18 protein-coding genes and 3 tRNA genes are annotated in these 17,074 nt (G+C 63.9%); 12 read left to right on the top strand and 9 right to left on the bottom strand.

From position 1 onward, the window contains the following. The first annotated feature begins 91 nt into the window (after positions 1–91). Together F0A17_RS10480 and F0A17_RS10475 are read left to right on the top strand one after the other, a co-directional pair. Positions 92–367 carry an Lrp/AsnC family transcriptional regulator gene (locus tag F0A17_RS10480; protein WP_149328307.1) on the top strand — a complete coding sequence of 92 codons (276 nt, stop codon included), beginning with the start codon at positions 92–94 and terminating at the stop codon, positions 365–367. A gap of 75 nt (positions 368–442) precedes the next feature. After that, entirely contained in the window at positions 443–1,327 is an 885-nt protein-coding gene (locus F0A17_RS10475; RefSeq protein ID WP_149328306.1) for a DNA/RNA non-specific endonuclease, read from the top strand. A gap of 115 nt (positions 1,328–1,442) precedes the next feature. Here the strand turns inward: F0A17_RS10475 and F0A17_RS10470 are convergent. The 3 genes from F0A17_RS10470 to F0A17_RS10460 form a co-directional block, all read right to left on the bottom strand. Then, positions 1,443–1,529 (bottom strand) — tRNA-Leu (locus tag F0A17_RS10470). Between the two features lie 45 nt (positions 1,530–1,574). Further along, positions 1,575–1,661, bottom strand: a tRNA-Leu gene (locus tag F0A17_RS10465). A gap of 67 nt (positions 1,662–1,728) precedes the next feature. Beyond that, positions 1,729–1,815 (bottom strand) — tRNA-Leu (locus F0A17_RS10460). A 266-nt stretch (positions 1,816–2,081) separates the two neighbouring features. Here F0A17_RS10460 and rnr point away from each other — a divergent pair. The 10 genes from rnr to hemH all read left to right on the top strand — a co-directional run bounded on the left by rnr (position 2,082) and on the right by hemH (position 10,989). Then, positions 2,082–4,487: a ribonuclease R gene (gene rnr, locus F0A17_RS10455; RefSeq protein WP_149328305.1), complete on the top strand. Its 2,406-nt coding sequence runs from the start codon at positions 2,082–2,084 to the stop codon at positions 4,485–4,487. After that, positions 4,487–5,305 (top strand): 23S rRNA (guanosine(2251)-2'-O)-methyltransferase RlmB, encoded by an 819-nt coding sequence (gene rlmB / locus F0A17_RS10450; RefSeq protein ID WP_149328304.1) that lies wholly within the window; start codon positions 4,487–4,489, stop codon positions 5,303–5,305. Before rnr ends, rlmB begins: the two co-directional genes overlap by 1 nt. 152 nt (positions 5,306–5,457) lie before the next feature. Continuing rightward, on the top strand, positions 5,458–5,838 hold the full coding sequence (gene rpsF, locus F0A17_RS10445; protein WP_149328303.1) for a 30S ribosomal protein S6: 381 nt from the start codon (positions 5,458–5,460) through the stop codon (positions 5,836–5,838). A 23-nt stretch (positions 5,839–5,861) separates the two neighbouring features. Beyond that, a complete protein-coding gene (gene rpsR, locus F0A17_RS10440; protein WP_010629658.1) occupies positions 5,862–6,089 on the top strand; it encodes a 30S ribosomal protein S18 in 228 nt (75 codons plus the stop codon). Between the two features lie 12 nt (positions 6,090–6,101). Beyond that, positions 6,102–6,956 carry a YybS family protein gene (locus F0A17_RS10435; RefSeq protein ID WP_149328302.1) on the top strand — a complete coding sequence of 285 codons (855 nt, stop codon included), beginning with the start codon at positions 6,102–6,104 and terminating at the stop codon, positions 6,954–6,956. 15 nt (positions 6,957–6,971) lie between these two features. Next, positions 6,972–7,418 carry a 50S ribosomal protein L9 gene (gene rplI / locus F0A17_RS10430; protein WP_149328301.1) on the top strand — a complete coding sequence of 149 codons (447 nt, stop codon included), beginning with the start codon at positions 6,972–6,974 and terminating at the stop codon, positions 7,416–7,418. Between the two features lie 169 nt (positions 7,419–7,587). After that, a complete protein-coding gene (gene dnaB / locus F0A17_RS10425; RefSeq protein ID WP_149328300.1) occupies positions 7,588–8,976 on the top strand; it encodes a replicative DNA helicase in 1,389 nt (462 codons plus the stop codon). A 74-nt stretch (positions 8,977–9,050) separates the two neighbouring features. Beyond that, positions 9,051–9,344, top strand: coding sequence for a hypothetical protein (locus F0A17_RS10420; RefSeq protein ID WP_149328299.1), 294 nt, complete (start codon positions 9,051–9,053; stop codon positions 9,342–9,344). Between the two features lie 144 nt (positions 9,345–9,488). Continuing rightward, the gene (locus F0A17_RS10415; RefSeq protein ID WP_149328298.1) at positions 9,489–9,791 is read left to right on the top strand and encodes a DUF6482 family protein; all 303 of its coding nucleotides are present in this window, start codon (positions 9,489–9,491) and stop codon (positions 9,789–9,791) included. A gap of 124 nt (positions 9,792–9,915) precedes the next feature. Beyond that, positions 9,916–10,989 carry a ferrochelatase gene (gene hemH / locus F0A17_RS10410; RefSeq protein ID WP_149328297.1) on the top strand — a complete coding sequence of 358 codons (1,074 nt, stop codon included), beginning with the start codon at positions 9,916–9,918 and terminating at the stop codon, positions 10,987–10,989. A gap of 16 nt (positions 10,990–11,005) precedes the next feature. Here hemH and F0A17_RS10405 read toward each other — a convergent pair whose 3' ends face one another. Genes F0A17_RS10405 through F0A17_RS10380 form a run of 6 tightly spaced genes read right to left on the bottom strand, consistent with a single transcriptional unit; the run spans position 11,006 to position 16,844 of the window. Then, positions 11,006–11,398: a Na+/H+ antiporter subunit G gene (locus F0A17_RS10405; RefSeq protein ID WP_149328296.1), complete on the bottom strand. Its 393-nt coding sequence runs from the start codon at positions 11,396–11,398 to the stop codon at positions 11,006–11,008. Positions 11,399–11,406: 8 nt separating this feature from the next. Continuing rightward, entirely contained in the window at positions 11,407–11,676 is a 270-nt protein-coding gene (locus tag F0A17_RS10400) for a K+/H+ antiporter subunit F (RefSeq protein ID WP_111413250.1), read from the bottom strand. Beyond that, entirely contained in the window at positions 11,670–12,167 is a 498-nt protein-coding gene (locus tag F0A17_RS10395; protein WP_149328295.1) for a Na+/H+ antiporter subunit E, read from the bottom strand. The genes F0A17_RS10400 and F0A17_RS10395 overlap by 7 nt, the downstream gene beginning before the upstream one ends. Next, the gene (locus F0A17_RS10390; protein WP_149328294.1) at positions 12,164–13,672 is read right to left on the bottom strand and encodes a monovalent cation/H+ antiporter subunit D; all 1,509 of its coding nucleotides are present in this window, start codon (positions 13,670–13,672) and stop codon (positions 12,164–12,166) included. Before F0A17_RS10390 ends, F0A17_RS10395 begins: the two co-directional genes overlap by 4 nt. After that, positions 13,669–14,010, bottom strand: coding sequence for a Na+/H+ antiporter subunit C (locus tag F0A17_RS10385; protein ID WP_149328293.1), 342 nt, complete (start codon positions 14,008–14,010; stop codon positions 13,669–13,671). Before F0A17_RS10385 ends, F0A17_RS10390 begins: the two co-directional genes overlap by 4 nt. Then, positions 14,010–16,844, bottom strand: coding sequence for a monovalent cation/H+ antiporter subunit A (locus tag F0A17_RS10380; protein ID WP_149328292.1), 2,835 nt, complete (start codon positions 16,842–16,844; stop codon positions 14,010–14,012). The genes F0A17_RS10385 and F0A17_RS10380 overlap by 1 nt, the downstream gene beginning before the upstream one ends. Between the last annotated feature and the right edge of the window lie 230 nt (positions 16,845–17,074).

Raw genomic sequence — 17,074 nt, 5'->3', positions numbered from 1 at the left:
GATTCAGCCGCCGCCCATGGCCTGCTATACTCGCGCCAGGTCGCGGCGACGTCATGCTGCCGCGGGAGATGCCTAATCGAGGGAGAGACCGATGCAGAATGCCGTGATCTTGATCAATACCGAGAAAGGCCAGGTCAAGGCGGTCGCCGAGCGGCTCGCCGATGTCGAGGGCATCAGCGAGGTCTACTCCACCTGCGGACGTTACGACCTGGTGGCGATTGCCCGGACCCGTGACTTCGAGAGCTTGGCCGAACTGGTCACCGAGCGTCTCAACGCGGTCGATGGCATACGCGACACCGAGACCCTCAACGCCATGCAGGTGCATTCTCGCCACGACCTGGAAACCATGTTCTCGCTGGGCTGGTAATCGCGCCACGCCAGCCATGATGTTCTCTTTCCGGCTGCCGGCAACGTCGGCGGCCCCTTGTCAGGATCGCTACGAATGGCCACTGCTCGCTCTCGGCCGCGGCGCCGACGTGCGTCGCTATCCCTCTGGCGCCCTCGGCTGCGCCGGTTTGCCGTCACTCTCGTCTTCGTGCTGGTCGGCAGTGGCCTATGGTACAGCCAGGAGCAGGCGTACCGCGATCAACTGAGCTGGATGGGCGTGCCCACCTGGGAGAGCCTGACGCCGCTGACCCTGCATCGCGTGCTGCGCAACGATGGCTTTCTGGTGGGCTGGTCGGACGTTCGTGTCAATCCGCTCTGGGTCAGTTACCTACTGCATGAGGTCGAGGAGCCGCGAGCCGGCCAACGACCCGATTTCCGTCAGGACTGGCGTACCTTATGGCCGATCTCCACCGACAGCTACTTCGGCAGTGGCTACGATCGCGGTCATCTGGCCCCCAATTATGCCATTGCCGTGGTGCATGGGCGCGAGGCCCAGGAGCAGTCGTTTCTGATGAGCAATATCTCGCCCCAGCGGCCCGACCTCAACCGCCGGCTGTGGCAACGTCTGGAGGAGGTGGTGATCGACCACTTCGTGCCGCGCTTCGGTGTGGTACAGGTGCTCACGGGGCCGGTATTTCCCGAGCGTTTCCTCGACAACGTGACCCGGCGGGTGGGGCTGGTGGAGATTCCCGAGGCCTTCTACAAGATCATCGTGGTGCCGGCCGAGGAGCCGCTGGCGTTGGCCTTCATCATGCCGCAACAGGTTCGCGGCGACGAACCGCTGGATGATTTTCTGGTGAGCATCGACGAAGTGGAGGCGCGCACCGGGCTGAATTTCTTCCCGCAGCTGCCCGAAGCGGTGGCCGAGAGGCTGGAAGGGCGGGTGTCGACCCGAGGATGGGCTTTAGAAGAGGTGGCCCGCCTGCCTGCTCGCTACTAAATAAATGGCTGCGCGAGCGAATCACAGGCACGAAAAAACCGCGATTCGTCGCGGCTTCTGGGGGCGCTCTGATGAGATGTCAGCTTGCATGACGCAATCAGCGAGTGAAGAGCAGTGGTGCCCAGGAGAGGACTTGAACCTCCACATCCTTAAGGATACTAGCACCTGAAGCTAGCGCGTCTACCAATTCCGCCACCTGGGCGCATCATGCTGTCGTCATACCTGCCGCGTGTTCGCGCATCTGGGATGGTGCCCAGGAGAGGACTTGAACCTCCACGTCCGTAAGGACACTAGCACCTGAAGCTAGCGCGTCTACCAATTCCGCCACCTGGGCGAACACGAGCGAGTCGAGCTGACAAAGAGCCTGGAGCCTACCCGATCACCGATCCCGAAGGGGACGATGGTGCCCAGAAGAGGACTTGAACCTCCACGTCCGTAAGGACACTAGCACCTGAAGCTAGCGCGTCTACCAATTCCGCCATCTGGGCAGGCGACGCGTATCTTACCCAATTTGGGCCTCAATGCAAGAGTGGCAGGAGAAATTTCAACCGCCGCCAGGGCGGCTGGGGAGGCGATCCGCCATGCAACCCCGACGCGCCTGATCCCCGGATCATTCCGCCATGGTTGGGTGGAACCGGCACCGGCGCTATACTGCAGGCATGACAAACGACTTCATTAGTAACATCCTACGCACGCGGCCTCTCGCCCGCGCCTTTCCCCGAACGCTGCTTCCGTTGCCAAGGATGCCCCACGCATGACCCACTGGACGCTCAGCGACGACCCGCACGCCAGCCGCGAGGCCCACAAGTACGACAAACCGGCACCCAGTCGCGAGTACCTGCTCGCCCGTCTGGAGGAGTACGGCAAGCCGATCACTCATGAGAAGATGAGCCGCATGCTGGGCCTCGAGGATGAGGAATTGCAGGAAGCGGTGCGACGGCGCCTCGCTGCCATGGAACGCGACGGTCAAGTATTGCGCAACCGTGCGGGGGCCTATGCACTGATCGACAAGCTCGATCTGATCAGGGGCAAGGTGCTGGGACACCGCGATGGCTTCGGCTTCGTGCTGCGTGATGACGGCAAGAAGCCTGACTTGGTGCTGCCGCCTCGCCAGATGCGGCGGGTCTTTCATGGCGACTACGTACTGGTGCGTATCAGTGGACGCGATCGCCGGGGCCGCGACGAAGCGACCATCGCCGAGGTGCTGGCGCGCAATACCCAGACCATCGTGGGGGTCTTCCGCGCCAATACCTCTGACTTCGGCGTATTGATTCCCGAGAACCCGCGCATTACCCAGGAAGTGATCATCCCTCACAGCGCCAGTGGCGGTGCTCGGGATGGCCAGGTGGTGTCGGCGAAAATCGTCCAGCAACCCGAGACCCGCGTACAGCCGGTGGGGGAAGTGGTCGAGGTGCTCGGCGAGCGCATGGACCCGGGGATGGAGATAGACATCGCCATCCGCAGCTACGAGATTCCTGCCGAATTTCCGCCCGAGGTACACGATCAGATCGCCGAGATGTCCGCCGAGGTGGCCGAACAGGACAAGCAGCACCGCATCGATCTGCGCGACGTGCCGCTGGTGACGATCGATGGCGAGGACGCCAAGGACTTCGACGACGCGGTATGTGCCTGGAAGACCAAGTCCGGCAGTTGGAAACTGCTCGTCGCGATCGCCGATGTCTCGCACTACGTGCGTCCCGGCAGCCCGCTGGACGAGGAGGCGATTCGCCGCGGCAATTCGGTCTACTTCCCGGGGCAGGTGGTGCCGATGCTGCCTGAGCTGCTCTCCAATGGGCTGTGCTCGCTCAACCCGCACGTCGATCGGCTGGCTCTGGTCTGCGAGATGAATATCTCCAAGAACGGGACGATCAGTCGCTATCATTTCTACGAGGCGGTGTTTCGCTCGCATGCGCGCCTGACCTACAACAAGGTGGCGGCCATCCTCGACGAGGACGATCCCGAAGGCGATACGCTGCGCGAGGAGTATCGGGAGCTGGTGCCATCATTGCGAAACCTGCACGCGCTATACAAGGCGCTGCGTCAGGCGCGCGAGGAGCGCGGCGCCATCGACTTCGAGACGACCGAGACGGCGATCCTCTTCAACGAGGAGCGCAAGATCGAGAAGATCGTGCCGCGCACGCGCAACGACGCCCACAAGCTCATCGAGGAGTGCATGCTGGCGGCCAACGTCGCCACCGCACGCTTCCTCGACAAGCATGACTTGCCGGCGCTGTACCGCATCCACGAGCGGCCTTCGCCGGAGCGTCTCGACAAGCTGCGCCTGTTTCTCAACGAGCTGGGACTGTCGCTGGGCGGAGGCGATGCACCGACCCCGCAGGATTACCAGGCGCTGACCGAGGCGATTCGTGGTCGTCCGGATGCCGACGTGATTCAGACCGTGATGCTGCGCTCCATGAGCCAGGCGGTCTATTCGCCTCACAACGAGGGGCACTTCGGCCTGGCCTACCCCGCTTATGCTCACTTCACCTCGCCGATTCGTCGCTATCCCGACCTGCTGGTGCATCGCGCCATCCGCTCGGTGATACGCGGCCCGCGCCAGACCAACACCGTACTGCGTGCCGAAGGGGCGCCGGTGGAGCCGCCGAGCAAGTGGTGCCCCTATACCTTCGAGCAGATGCTCGAGCTCGGCGAGCACTGCTCGATGACGGAGCGCCGTGCCGATGACGCCACCCGCGACGTAGAGGGCTGGCTCAAGTGCGAGTTCATGTCCGACAAGCTGGGCGAGGTCTATGAAGGGGCCATTGCGTCGGTGACTCAGTTCGGCATCTTCGTGCGTCTCGATGAGTTCTACGTCGAGGGCTTGGTACACGTCACCTCGCTGCCTTCGGACTATTACCATTACGAGCCCGAGAAGCATCGCCTCAAGGGCGAGCGGACCGGCATGAGCTATCGCCTGGGCGACGGCGTCACCGTTCAAGTGGCCCGTGTCGATCTCGACGAGCGCAAGATCGACTTCGTGCTCGAGGACGAGAAGCCACGGCCCAAGCGCCAGCCGCGCAGGCGCCGTGGCGAGAGCACGGCGACGGCCTCTCCCCAGCCCGCTTCCAGCAAAGGCAAGGCCGACGACAAGGGAGACGGTGCCAAGGGCAAGAGCGGCAAGCGCCGTCGCGGGCCGCGCAAGTCGCGAGCGCGCGGCTGATGGGGGCTTCGCGCAAGCACGAGCGTCGAAGCCGGCGCGCACCGCAGCGTGGCGCCGGGGCACCTGCCGGCCTCGATGCGGTGTTCGGGGTGCATGCGGTACGCGCCCTGCTGCAGCGAGGCGAAACGCCGCAAGAGCTATGGGTGCAGGTGGGCGACGCTGGGAGTCGACTGGCCGAACTGGTGGAGCAGGCCCGCGCCGGTGGCTGCCGGGTGAAGCGCCAGCCGCGCGACATGCTGGATGAACTGGCGCGCGAGTCGGCCCACCAGGGCATCGTCGCCTTCGCCGCGCCGCTTGCCTTCGAGAGCGAGGCATCGCTTTGGTTCAAACTCGAAGCCTGGCCCCACGAGGCGCCTCCCTTGCTGCTGGTGCTCGACGGTGTCACCGACGTGCACAATTTCGGTGCTTGCTTGCGTAGCGCCGACGCCGCCGGTGCGCATGGCGTGGTCGTGCCCAAGGACCGGGCCGCGCCACTCAGTGCCACGGTGCGCAAGGTCGCCTGCGGCGCTGCGGATAGCGTGCCGGTCTATCAGGTCGTGAATCTGGCGCGCGCCCTGGCCCGGCTCAAGGCGTTCGGTGTTTGGGTCATCGGAACCGCCGGTGAGGCAGAGGCGATGCTCTTCGAGGCCGACTTATCCGGTCCCATGGCCTTGGTGATGGGGGCCGAAGGCAAGGGCATGCGCCGCTTGACCCGCGAGGCCTGTGATGGCCTGGTCAAGCTTCCCATGGCCGGCAGCGTCCCCAGTCTCAACGTATCGGTGGCCACCGGCATCTGTTTGTTCGAGGCGGTGCGTCAGCGCGGTGCAGAGCGGAGCTGAAAAACGCTCGCCGCCTTGCAAGTGGCGGCGTGGCTCACTAGAATGCATGCGCCCGTTCCTGTGTGAGCGGGCGTAATTATTTGACTATCACTCCTTGCTTCCCTTGAGTGCGAACGCCTCCCGAGGAAGCTGCCAACCCGCAAGGAGACCCCATGCGTCATTACGAAATCGTGTTCATGGTCCACCCGGACCAGAGCGAGCAAGTGCCGTCCATGGTCGAGCGTTACTCCAGCATCGTCACCGAGAGTGGCGGCACCGTGCATCGTCTCGAGGACTGGGGCCGTCGTCACCTGGCCTACCCGATCAACAAGATTCACAAGGCTCACTACGTGCTGATGAACGTCGAGTGTAGCGGCGAGACTCTCGAGGAGATCGAGAATATCTTCCGCTTCAACGACGCCATCATTCGCAGCCTGGTGGTGCGCTGCAAGGAAGCCATCACCGAAGCTTCGCCAATGATGAAGCCGGCAGACGACAAGCGTGCGCGTCGCGATGAGCGTCCGCGTACCGAAGAAACTGCCGAAGCCAACTGATCGCACGTCCAAGGAGTCCTGACATGGCACGCTTTTTCCGCCGTCGCAAGTTTTGTCGTTTCACCGCTGAAGGCGTCAAGCAGATCGATTACAAGGATCTGGACACGCTGAAGGCTTACATCACCGAGACCGGCAAGATCGTACCCAGCCGCATCACCGGCACCAAGGCGCGCTATCAGCGCCAGTTGGCCACCGCCATCAAGCGCGCGCGCTATCTGGCCCTGCTGCCCTACACCGACAGCCATCAGTAAGCCGCTGGCCCGATGCTGCCGATTGCCCGCTGGCTGATGCGGGGCACGCCCTACGCGACTGGCGGGGCGGCCCTGGCTGCGATCGTACCTTGGCTGTTCTGGCTGAGTGCCGCCATCGTCGCCTTGGTGACGCTGCGTCGCGGCATGCTGCCGGCACTGCCGGTGCTGGCGGCGGGCGCCTTGCCTGCCGGCTGGTGGTGGATGCAGGGCGACGTCATTCCGCTGGCCAGCGTGCTGCTGGTCACGCTGATGGCGGTGGTGCTGCGCGAGCGCATGCGCTGGAGCGAGGCATTGATCGCCGGCACCTTGGCCGGCGCCGTGCTGATTCAGTTGGGCGTCTTCATTCCGCCGGGCGGCACGGGGCCGCTGCTGGAGCAGCTGCGCCAGAGCTCGGATGAAATCGATCAGGTGCTCGGCGAGCTGGTACGCCAAGGGTATGATACCGAAGAGCTGGCCACGCTTCTGATCGGTGGCATCACCGGCCTGATGGTGCTGATCGCAGCCATCGGCTGCTTGGCGCTGGCGCGCAGCTGGCAAGCGGGGCTCTACAACCCCGGCGGCTTTCGCGAGGAGTTCCACGCGCTGCGTCTGGTACCGCGCGAGCTGGCGTTGCTGGTGCTGCTGGGCGTGGTCGGCATGGTGTTGGGGCTGCCCTCGCTCTCCATGCTGGCCTGGGTCCCGCTGTTGGTGGCTGGCATCGCGCTGGTCCATGGTTTTATCGGAATAAAGGGTATGAACGGGCTGTGGCTGGTCGCTTTCTACGGATTGTTGATCACTACCTGGCCCATGATTTTGATCGTGCTGCTGGCGGCCTTCATCGATGTGTTCGTGGATTTCCGCGGCCGTCTGGCCCCTCGCAGCGACTGACATGAGGTTAACGAGATGGAAGTCATTCTGCTCGACAACATTGGCAAGCTGGGCGGCCTGGGCGACAAGGTCGCCGTGAAGCCTGGCTACGGTCGTAACTACCTGGTGCCTTATGGCCTGGCCGTGCCGGCTACCAAGGATAACGTGGAAGCCTTCGAGGCGCAGCGCGCCGAGCTCGAGGCGCAGGCCGCCGAGCGCAAGGCGATCGCCGAGTCTCGTGCCGCTCAGCTGGCCGAGATCGAGCTGTCGCTGGTCGCCAAGGCCGGTGAAGAGGGCAAGTTGTTCGGTTCCATCGGCCCGCGTGATCTGGCCGAGGCGCTGGGTCAGGCCGGCATCGAAGTCGCCAAGAGCGAGGTTCGCATGCCCGAAGGCCCGATTCGCCAGACCGGCGAATACGACATCGATCTGCACCTGCATGCCGAAGTCGACGCTACCGTTCGCGTGGTCGTCGTGGCCGAGTAAGTTTCGCCACGCATCGACGCCAAGGGGCGCGAGGAGTTTCCTCGCGCCCCTTGTTCGTCTCTGACGGAAATGCGGTAGCGATCGGAGTGTCTTTACGGTTTCGAGAGTAGGGCGGACCCCGGCCATCGGGTAGAATGGCACGGCCCGCCATCACCAAGGTTGTCACGCCATGAACGATACGCTCGAGCTCGATAGGGAAGCCGCCGCGCTGAAGGTGCCGCCGCATTCGCTGGAAGCGGAGCAGTCGGTGCTCGGGGGGCTGATGCTCGACAACGCCGCCTGGGACAACGTGGCCGACCGTCTGGTGGCCGACGACTTCTATCGCTACGAGCATCGCCTGATCTTCAATGTCATGGCGGGCCTCGCCGAGACGGGGCGTCCGCTGGATGTGGTGACGCTCTCCGAGGCGCTGGAGGGGCGTGATCAGCTCGACACTATCGGTGGACTCGCCTATCTGGCCGAGCTGGCGCGCAACACGCCTTCGGCCAGCAACATCCGCGCTTACGCCGATATCGTTCGCGAGCGGGCGACGCTGCGCAAGCTGATTCGCGCCGCCAGCCAGATCGCCGACGGCGCCTTCAGTCCCCAGGGGCGGCCGGCCGACGAACTGCTCGACGAAGCCGAGCGGCTCGTGTTCCAGATCAGCGAGGAGCGCCCCAAGTCGGGCGGCCCCATCGGCATGAGCGAGCTGCTGGCCAAGGCGGTGGATCGTATCGACGAGCTGTTCAACATGAAGGGCGAGATGACCGGCCTGTCGACCGGCTTTCGCGACCTCGACGAGATGACCTCGGGCCTGCAGCCCTCGGATCTGGTGATCATTGCCGGTCGCCCCTCGATGGGCAAGACCACCTTCGCCATGAACGTGGTCGAGCACGCGGTGATCGCCAGCGACAAGCCGGTGATGGTGTTCTCCATGGAGATGCCGGCGGATGCCTTGATGCTGCGCATGCTGTCGTCACTGGGCCGTATCGATCAGACCCGGGTGCGCACCGGTCAGCTCGAGGACGAGGATTGGCCGCGGCTGACCTCGGCGGTGAACTTGCTCAAGGACAAGCAGCTGTTCATCGACGATACCGCCGCGCTGTCACCCAACGAGATGCGCTCGCGCATTCGTCGGGTGGTGCGCGAGCACGGCAACCTGGCGATGATCATGATCGACTACCTTCAACTGATGCAGATACCCGGCTTCTCCGAGAACCGCACCGGCGAGATCTCGGAGATCTCACGCTCTTTGAAAGGCATGGCCAAGGAGTTCGGCTGTCCGGTCATCGCCCTGTCCCAGCTCAATCGCTCGCTCGAGCAGCGCCCCAACAAGCGGCCTGTGATGTCGGATCTGCGCGAATCCGGCGCCATCGAGCAGGATGCCGACCTGATCGCCTTCGTCTATCGCGATGAGGTCTACAATCCGGATAATCCCGACAATCAGGGGCTGGCTGAGCTGATCATCGGCAAGCAGCGTAACGGCCCCATCGGCACGGTGCACATGGCCTTCATCGGCAAGTACACGCGCTTCGAGGACCTGGCGCCGGACAGCTACGGCGAGGCATTCGGCGAGTAGCCAAAGCGCGCTTGAGCCTTGTGTGCGAAGCCGTATAATGCCGACCCCCGATAGCTGGCAACCGAGGAGAGACCATGGCAGGCGGATTTCGGCGCGGCAAGCGCCAGCGCACCCCAAAGTTGGAGGCGCGCGGTGAACTCCAGTCGCTGGAGCGCGAAGGACCTTTCAAGGAGTGGTTGGGTATGCCGGATCTCTACCGCTTTCACCTGGTCGTCGACGGCGAAGCCTACAGCTACCAGACCGAGGATGCCGAGCTTGCCGTGGCGGTTGGCGACCGCGTGGTGTTTCGCTACAAGGAGACCAAGGCAGGCAAGTGGGTCGATCGCAACTCCCTGGCCAGGGCGATCGATCCTTCGAATTACCAGTAGCTCCGAACACCGTTCTGAACCCTTGGGCAAGAGCGCTGTCATACAAAAGTTAGAATTTCGTCATGTAATTGATATCGGGCACAGTCAAGCTGTGCCCGAATCGTATATTCTCAAACGAACATTGAATGAGACATGGAGGGAGCCATGCAATTCGAAGAACTCAAGGACTTTGCTGAGCGGAACGACAACTTCGAGATTCGGGTCATCACTCACGCCGGCAGCCGCTGCTACCAAGTGGAACTCGAAGACCTCGAAGGCCGCCGGCACATGCTGACGCGGCGCGGCAAGCCGATGGTGTTTCGTGCGCTGGAGGACGTTTACCTCGAACTTCAGCGTGCCGGCATTCATCATGCCTTTCTGGTCCAGCACGTACCGGAGGACGAGGTGATCGGTCGCGAGGCGCATTATCACGATCCTTTATCATCGCGCACGCCGCTGGTCTTCTGACGTATCCGAGCCTGTTGCCTTCTCTTCAAGTTATACAAATTGTCTCGATAGTATAACTTCATGCCGCCCCCGGCTCCGGCCTGATACACTAGGCGCTCCGTCGTTTCAGTAAGGAGCGCACTGCATGCCCTCACCGCAAGTAGAGCAGGAGCCATCGGACTGCGAACGTCCCGCCCTTGCCTCATCGGATCATCCTCCCGTAGCGCGCGCCAGGGTGGGCGTCGTGCTGGCGAACCTGGGCACGCCGGACGCTACCGACTACTGGTCGATGCGGCGTTACCTCAGTGAGTTTCTCTCCGACAAGCGAGTGGTCGACTATCCGAGCTGGAAGTGGCAGCCGCTGCTGCAGTTGGTCATTCTCAGCCGGCGTCCGTTCAAATCCGGCGAGGCCTACCGCAGTATCTGGAACAGCGAGAAGAACGAGAGCCCGCTGTTGACCATCACCCGCGAGCAGACCCGCAAGATGGCCGAAGCCCTGGAGGCGCGTCACGGCGACCGGGTGCGGGTCGATTTCTGCATGCGCTACGGCAATCCTTCCACCGACAGCGTGCTGCGTCGGCTGCAAGCCGAGGGCTGCGAGCGCATCCTGTTTTTCCCGCTTTACCCGCAGTATGCCTCGCCGACCACCGCCACCGCCAACGACCATGCCTTTCGCACGCTAATGAGGCTCAAGTGGCAGCCGGCCATTCGCACCGTGCCGGCCTACTTCGAGCACCCTGCCTACCTCGAGGCCCTGGCCAATTCGGTACGCGAGGCATACGACGCTGCGGAGACGCCGCCGGAAGTACTGGTGGCTTCCTACCACGGCGTACCCAAGCGCTTCCTCACGGAAGGCGACCCCTACCATTGCCAGTGTCAGAAGACCACGCGCCTGCTGCGCGAGCGGCTGGGCTGGGAAGAGAGTGCGATACAGACCGCCTTCCAGTCCCAGTTCGGACCCGAAGCGTGGGTGGGTCCGCCGACCGTGGACCATGTGGCGGAGCTGGCGCGCCAGGGCAGGAAGCATATAGCGGTAATCTCACCGGCGTTCGCTTCCGACTGCGTGGAGACGCTCGAGGAGATCAACGAGGAAATCCGCGAGAGCTTTCTGGCGGCCGGCGGCGAGCGCTTCACTTACATTCCCTGCCTCAACGATCGGGACGACCATATCGCTGCGCTGCTGACGATCGTCGAGAACGAACTGGCCGGCTGGCTGTAACCTGCTGGCCCGTCAATCAGCCGTGGCCGCGATCCGGGTGGGGGACGGGCTTCTCGCCGATCTCCTCGGGGCGCAGCTCCGGGGGGCGCCCACCGGTTTCGTCGATATGCTTGAGCTGCATGTGCAGCCCGGTCTTGGCCAGTAGGTGAGCGCTCACCGGGGCGGTGATGAAAAGGAACAGCGTGATCAGCATCTCCTGAATATCAGGCTTGCCCTGGGTGACCCAGAAATAGAGCATCGAGGCGACCAACATGCAGCCGATCCCCAATGTCGTGGCCTTGGTGGGGCCGTGCAGGCGCATGTAGAAGTCGCGCAGGTGGGCCATGCCCAACGAGCCGATGAAGGCGAAAACGCCGCCAGCGACAAGGAAGAAGGCAATTACGCCCTCGAGGATCACGTATAGGGTCATGGGACCTCCTATTCGATGATGTCGCCGCGCAGCAGGTACTTGCATACCGCCACGGTGCTGATGAAGCCGAGCATGGCGATCAACAGGGCCGACTCGAAATAGGTCTTGGTGTTGAGCCACAGCCCCATCAGTACGATCAGCGCGATGGAGTTGATGTACATGGTGTCCAGCGCCAGAATACGGTCGGGCATGTCCGGCCCCACTGCAAGCCGGTAGACGTTCAGCAGCAGGGCGAGGACCACCAGCGTCAGGCTGATCGTCAGCGCGATGTCTAGCATTCGTAGATCTCCTTCAACGGCTGCTCGTAGCGCTCGCGGATGTGCGCGATGAGTGCCGCCTCATCCTTCGCATTCAAGGCGTGGATCAGCAGCGTCTTTCCATCCATGCGCAGGTTGGCCGAGACCGTCCCCGGCGTCAGGCTAATGGTGTTGGCCAGCAGCGTGATGGTGAAGCGCTCCTTCAGCATCAGTGGGTATTCCACGAAGTGCGGATGCAGACGTCGACGTGGATTGATGATCAACCAAGCCACCTCGATATTGGCGATCAGAATGTCCCCCAGCACGCGAAAGACGAAACGCAGCAACAGCCAAGGCTTGGCAATGTGAGGCTGGGCATCCCAGAAGCGATGGGTCGCCAGAGGGATCGTTATTGCCAGGAAACTGCCCAGCAGCACGTGGCCGAAAGCCAGACTGCGCACCAAGAGCAACCAGACCACGAGCAGCAGGATCGACAGCAGTGGTGTCGGCAGCCATTGACGAGGCTTGATCATTGGGCGTCTCCGGCGCTGGGCAGCAGCGCATCGATCATGAGCTGGGGGGCGGCCAACTGGTCGGCAGTCGCATTGGTATAGTGGCTGATTGGGCCGGCCAGTATCACCAGTAGCGGCGAGGCGGCAAGCAGCCAGGTCACGCCGAACCACTTGCGCCAGGTCAGCGGATCACCGGAGGGCTCGCCCTGGCTACGCCAGAACAGCGTGGAGCCGGCACGGGAGAGCGCGATCAACGAGCAGAGGCCGGTGAGCAGTAGGGTCGGCCATAGCCAGGGGCGCTGCTCGCCTTCGGCGGCGGCCAGGAGCAGGGCCTTGCCGATGGCACCGGAGAGGGGCGGCAAGCCGGCCACCGATACGGCGCCGAGGAAGAACAGCACCGCCAGCCAGCCTCCCTGCTGCAGCGGGCGGCCCCGCACCAGGCGGGTGCCGGCCTTGCCGCGCTGCTGGCCGATCAGTTCGGCCAGCAGGAACAGCCCGCCGGTAATCAGGGTGGTATGGATCAGGTAATAGAGCAGGGCGGAGACCGCTCGCGGCGACCCCATGCCGATACCGGCGAGCAGGGTACCCACCGAGACGAGCACCAGGTAGGCCACCAGCAGGCGCAGGTCGCGTGCCGCCAGCACACCGATGCCGGCCGCGACCAGGGTGGCCAGCGACAGCCACCAGACCCAGGCCTGCTCCAGGTTGGCAAGCGGCCCCGCTGCCTCGCCGAAGATCAGTGAATAGACGCGCAGGATGGCATAGACGCCCACCTTGGTCATGATGGCGAACAGCGCCGCCACCGGCGCGGGCGCCGCGGCATACGTGCGCGGGAGCCAGAAATAAAGCGGCAGCATGGCGGCCTTGAGCCCGAACACTACCAGCAGCATCAGCCCGCCGGCGGTAACCAGCCCCGCCCGTTCGGCGGGCAGCTCGGCGAGGCGCGCCGCCATGTCGGCCATGTTCAGGGTGCCGGTGGCGCCATAGAGCACGCCCACAGCGATCAGGAACAGCGCGGAACCGGCCAGGTTGAGCACCACGTAATGCACCCCGGCCTGAATGCGTGCCTTGCCGCCACCGTGCAGCAGCAGGGCATAAGAGGCCAGCAGCAGCACCTCGAAGAAGACGAAGAGGTTGAACAGGTCGCCGGTCAGGAAGGCGCCGTTGATGCCCATCAGCTGCCACTGGAACAGGCCGTGGAAGTTGCTGCCGCGCTCGTCGTCCCCGTCGCAGGCGAAGACCACGGCGCCCAAGGCCAGTACGGCGGTGAGCAGTACCATCAACGCCGACAGGCGATCGAGTACCAGCACGATGCCGAAGGGGGGCTGCCAGTCGCCCAGTGCATAATAGGTCACGTCGCCGCTTCCGGCCCGGGCGACCAGAGCGATGCCGACCAATACCAGCAGGGCGGTGCTGCCCACGCCGATCATTCGCTTCAGGTAGGTGCCGCCCTGTCGGCGATAGAGCAGCAGTATCCCCGCCACCAGGGGCAACACGACGGGCAGTACGATGAGGTGCGCCATCAGCTGCGCTCCTCGTCTTCATGGGTGCGGCCGTCCACGTGGTCGTTGCCGACCTCGCTGCGGGCCCGCATCGCCAGAATCACCACGAAGGCGGTCATGGCGAAACCGATGACGATGGCGGTGAGCACCAGCGCCTGCGGCAGTGGGTCGGCATAGGAACCGCCGCCATTGACGATGGCCGCCCCGTCGGTGGTGAGCCCCCCCATGGAGAACAGGAACAGGTTGACCGCGTAGGAGAGCAGGGTCAGGCCGACGACGACCGGGAAGGTGCGGCCGCGCAGGGTCAGGTAGAGCCCGCAGGCGGTCAACATGCCGGTAGTGATGGCATAGAGGCTTTCCATCAGGACTTCTCCTTGCTGGGGCGCAGAGGGGGGGCGTCGGTGAAGCTCGCGACGGGCTCCTTGGCCGGACGATGTGGCGTGGTGACCTTACCCAGGTTGGCCAGGATCATCAGCGTGGCGCCCACCACGGCGAGATAGACGCCGAGGTCGAAGAGCAGGGCGGTTGCCAGTTCGAACTTGCCCACCAGCGGCAGGCTGAAGTAGCCGAAGGCCGAAGTCAGGAAAGGATAGCCGAACAGCCAACTGCCGAGGCCGGTCAGCGTGGCAATGCCGACACCAGCGACAGCGACGGGTTGGTAGGGGAAGTCGAGCCTTTCCTGTGCCCATTCCACCCCACGCGCCATGTAGAGCAGGATTAACGCTACGGCGGTGATCAGCCCGGCGATGAAACCGCCGCCGGGCAGGTTGTGGCCGCGCAGGAAGATGAAGGCGGACACCAGCAGGGCCAGCGGCAGCAATGCCATGGAGATCGAGGTGAGGATCGCCGGGTAGCGGTCCGGCGTCCACACGCGCCCTTCGCCGTCGCTGTGCGGCATGAACAGCCGGAGGCGATTGAGCAGTTTGAAGATGGCCAGGCCGGCCAGCGCCAGCACGGTGATTTCGCCCAGGGTATCGAAGCCGCGGAAGTCGACCAGAATGACGTTGACCACGTTGTGGCCGCCACCACCGGGCACGCTGTTCTCCAGGAAGAAACCGGAGATGGATGCGTTGTCGCGGGTCAGCACGGCATAATTGAGGCTCGCCACCACCAAGCCGAGGGAGCCGGCCAGGATCACATCGCGCAGGCTGCGGCGATTCGAGGATTCCGGCGGTGTCTTCTGCGGCAGAAAGAAAAGCGCCAGCATCAGCAGAATCATGGTCACCACTTCCACCGAAAGCTGGGTCAGGGCCAGGTCGGGAGCGGAGAAGCGGGCGAAGGTCAGCGACACTACCAAGCCCACCACTGACAACAATAACAGCGAGATTAGGCGATAGCGATGCGTGATCGCGGTGCCGAGACCCCCGAAGAGCAGCAGGCCGGCACCCAGCAGCAGGATGCCGTCCAGTGGCTGGTTGCCCTTTTCTCCGGTAAGGCCGGCCATGCCGGCGAGCCCCAGCGCACCGGCGACCAGGGTGGCGAGCAGCAGCCAGGTCATGTAGCGCTGCAACGAACCGCCATCGAACCAGGCCAGGCCGGCCTCGGCGACATTGCCCAGGCGCTGTACGGCCGCCTCGAAGACGAGCCGGGCGTCGATAGTGTCGAAACTGCGAACGAAGCGCTGCAGGTCCGCGTGACGCCAATAGAGCGCCACGCCGGCGACCAGCGCGATCAGGCTCATGAAGAGAGGCAGGTTGACCCCGTGCCAGATCGCCAAATGGAAGACCAGCGGCTCATCCAGCACGGCGCGAGTGGCGGGGGCAAGCACGCCCTCCGCCAATACCGGCGCGACCCCCACGGCCACGCACAGTACCACCAGCAGTTCGACCGGCGCGCGCATCAGGCGAGGGGGCTCGTGGGGTGACTTCGGCGGCGGTTCCTGGGCGGGCTTGAAGAAGACCGCATGCGCCAGGCGCAGGGAGTAGGCGACCGAAAGCACACCTCCCACGGTGGCCAGTGCCGGCAACAGCCAGCTCAGTCCTCCCAGCACCGGGGTGGCCAGCGTCTCGGTGAAGAACATCTCCTTGGAGAGGAAACCGTTGAGCAGCGGTACGCCGGCCATGGCCGCTGCCGCCAAAGTGGTCAGCGCCGCGGTGACCGGCATGGCGCGGCGCAGCCCACCCAAGCGTCCGAGTTCACGAGTGCCGGTTTCATGGTCGACAATGCCTGCGCTCATGAACAGCGCCGCCTTGAAGGTGGCGTGATTGAGGATATGAAAAAGTGCCGTGAGCACGGCCATGGGGCTACCGATCCCCAGCAACAGGGTGATCAGGCCCAGGTGGCTGACGGTGGAAAAGGCCAGGATGCCTTTCAGGTCGGTCTTGAGCAGCGCGAACCAAGCGCCGTACAGTAGCGTGGCGGCACCCACGAGCGATACCGTTACCGACCACAGTGCACTGTCGGCGATGGCCGGATGCAACCGTGCCATCAGGAAAATGCCCGCCTTGACCATGGTGGCGGAGTGCAGGTAGGCGGAGACCGGTGTCGGCGCCGCCATGGCATGCGGCAGCCAGAACTGGAAAGGGAACTGGGCCGACTTGGTGAAGGCGCCCAGCAGCACCAGAACGAGCATCATCGGATAGCGCGGATCGGCGACGATGACATCGCCGCTCGCCAACACCCGATCCATGGAGAAGCCGCCCGCCATGTCGCCCAGCAGGAGCAGGCCAGCGAGCAGGGCGAGGCCGCCCGCGCCGGTCACGGTCAAAGCCATGCGCGCGCCCTTGCGGGCATCGCTCTGGTGGGACCAGAACCCAATCAGCAGGAAGGAGGAAATGCTGGTCAGTTCCCAATAGAGCCACAGCAGAATCAGGTTGTCCGCCATGACGATGCCGACCATGGACGCCATGAACAGGACCAGGTAGGCATAGAAGCGTCCGAAGGGCTCCTCCGGCGAAAGGTAGTAGTGCGCATAGAGCAGGATCAACAGGCCGATGCCGAGGATCAGCAAATTGAACAGCAGCGACAGTCCATCGAGCCGGAAGGCCAGCTCCAGGCCTAGGGCGGGTAGCCACTCCAGCGAGAAGCGCAGCGCTTCGTCGGCCGCGATTGCCGGCCACTGGAGCAGTGCAAGGATGAGGGCGAGCGCCGGTGGAACAGAGGTGACCAGCGTGCAGAAGCGACGGCCACGGTGCGCGCTGAGCATGGGCACCAGCATGCCCAGCAGCGGTAGCAGGGGTATCCACAATAATGTCATCGTTCGCTCATCCTGCGCGGTTCCGTGAGGAGAGGGCATAGTTTGCCTACGGGACGGGACGACGCAAGCATAAAGCGCTTGTTTCCCGTCCTTGGGCCAGGTCGCTCCTATAATGCCGCCTCCCGCAGCATCAACGCAAAGCGTGCGCGCCCGAGGTTCCTTGCCATTCAACACCTTGTCTCTATACAGTAGGGCGTCGAACCGATGGGAGCGATGCCAGGGCGTGGCTC

The organism is Billgrantia pellis, assembly GCF_008297955.1.
Lineage (GTDB): Bacteria > Pseudomonadota > Gammaproteobacteria > Pseudomonadales > Halomonadaceae > Halomonas > Halomonas pellis.
The sequence above is the reverse complement of the archived record's forward strand: the minus strand, read 5'-3'. Positions and strand labels throughout refer to the sequence as shown.

Excerpts from the sequence above, each read along its gene's own strand:
- F0A17_RS10400 (WP_111413250.1), bottom strand. The coding sequence starts at position 11,676 with ATGCTAGACATCGCGCTGACGATCAGCCTGACGCTGGTGGTCCTCGCC.
- F0A17_RS10385 (WP_149328293.1), bottom strand. The coding sequence starts at position 14,010 with ATGGAAAGCCTCTATGCCATCACTACCGGCATGTTGACCGCCTGCGGG.
- F0A17_RS10415 (WP_149328298.1), top strand. The coding sequence starts at position 9,489 with ATGCAATTCGAAGAACTCAAGGACTTTGCTGAGCGGAACGACAACTTC.
- rlmB (WP_149328304.1), top strand. The coding sequence starts at position 4,487 with ATGGGGGCTTCGCGCAAGCACGAGCGTCGAAGCCGGCGCGCACCGCAG.
- F0A17_RS10405 (WP_149328296.1), bottom strand. The coding sequence starts at position 11,398 with ATGACCCTATACGTGATCCTCGAGGGCGTAATTGCCTTCTTCCTTGTC.
- F0A17_RS10480 (WP_149328307.1), top strand. The coding sequence starts at position 92 with ATGCAGAATGCCGTGATCTTGATCAATACCGAGAAAGGCCAGGTCAAG.
- F0A17_RS10435 (WP_149328302.1), top strand. The coding sequence starts at position 6,102 with ATGCTGCCGATTGCCCGCTGGCTGATGCGGGGCACGCCCTACGCGACT.
- F0A17_RS10380 (WP_149328292.1), bottom strand. The coding sequence starts at position 16,844 with ATGACATTATTGTGGATACCCCTGCTACCGCTGCTGGGCATGCTGGTG.
- F0A17_RS10475 (WP_149328306.1), top strand. The coding sequence starts at position 443 with ATGGCCACTGCTCGCTCTCGGCCGCGGCGCCGACGTGCGTCGCTATCC.
- F0A17_RS10420 (WP_149328299.1), top strand. The coding sequence starts at position 9,051 with ATGGCAGGCGGATTTCGGCGCGGCAAGCGCCAGCGCACCCCAAAGTTG.
- F0A17_RS10395 (WP_149328295.1), bottom strand. The coding sequence starts at position 12,167 with ATGATCAAGCCTCGTCAATGGCTGCCGACACCACTGCTGTCGATCCTG.
- rplI (WP_149328301.1), top strand. The coding sequence starts at position 6,972 with ATGGAAGTCATTCTGCTCGACAACATTGGCAAGCTGGGCGGCCTGGGC.
- rpsF (WP_149328303.1), top strand. The coding sequence starts at position 5,458 with ATGCGTCATTACGAAATCGTGTTCATGGTCCACCCGGACCAGAGCGAG.
- rnr (WP_149328305.1), top strand. The coding sequence starts at position 2,082 with ATGACCCACTGGACGCTCAGCGACGACCCGCACGCCAGCCGCGAGGCC.
- hemH (WP_149328297.1), top strand. The coding sequence starts at position 9,916 with ATGCCCTCACCGCAAGTAGAGCAGGAGCCATCGGACTGCGAACGTCCC.
- rpsR (WP_010629658.1), top strand. The coding sequence starts at position 5,862 with ATGGCACGCTTTTTCCGCCGTCGCAAGTTTTGTCGTTTCACCGCTGAA.
- dnaB (WP_149328300.1), top strand. The coding sequence starts at position 7,588 with ATGAACGATACGCTCGAGCTCGATAGGGAAGCCGCCGCGCTGAAGGTG.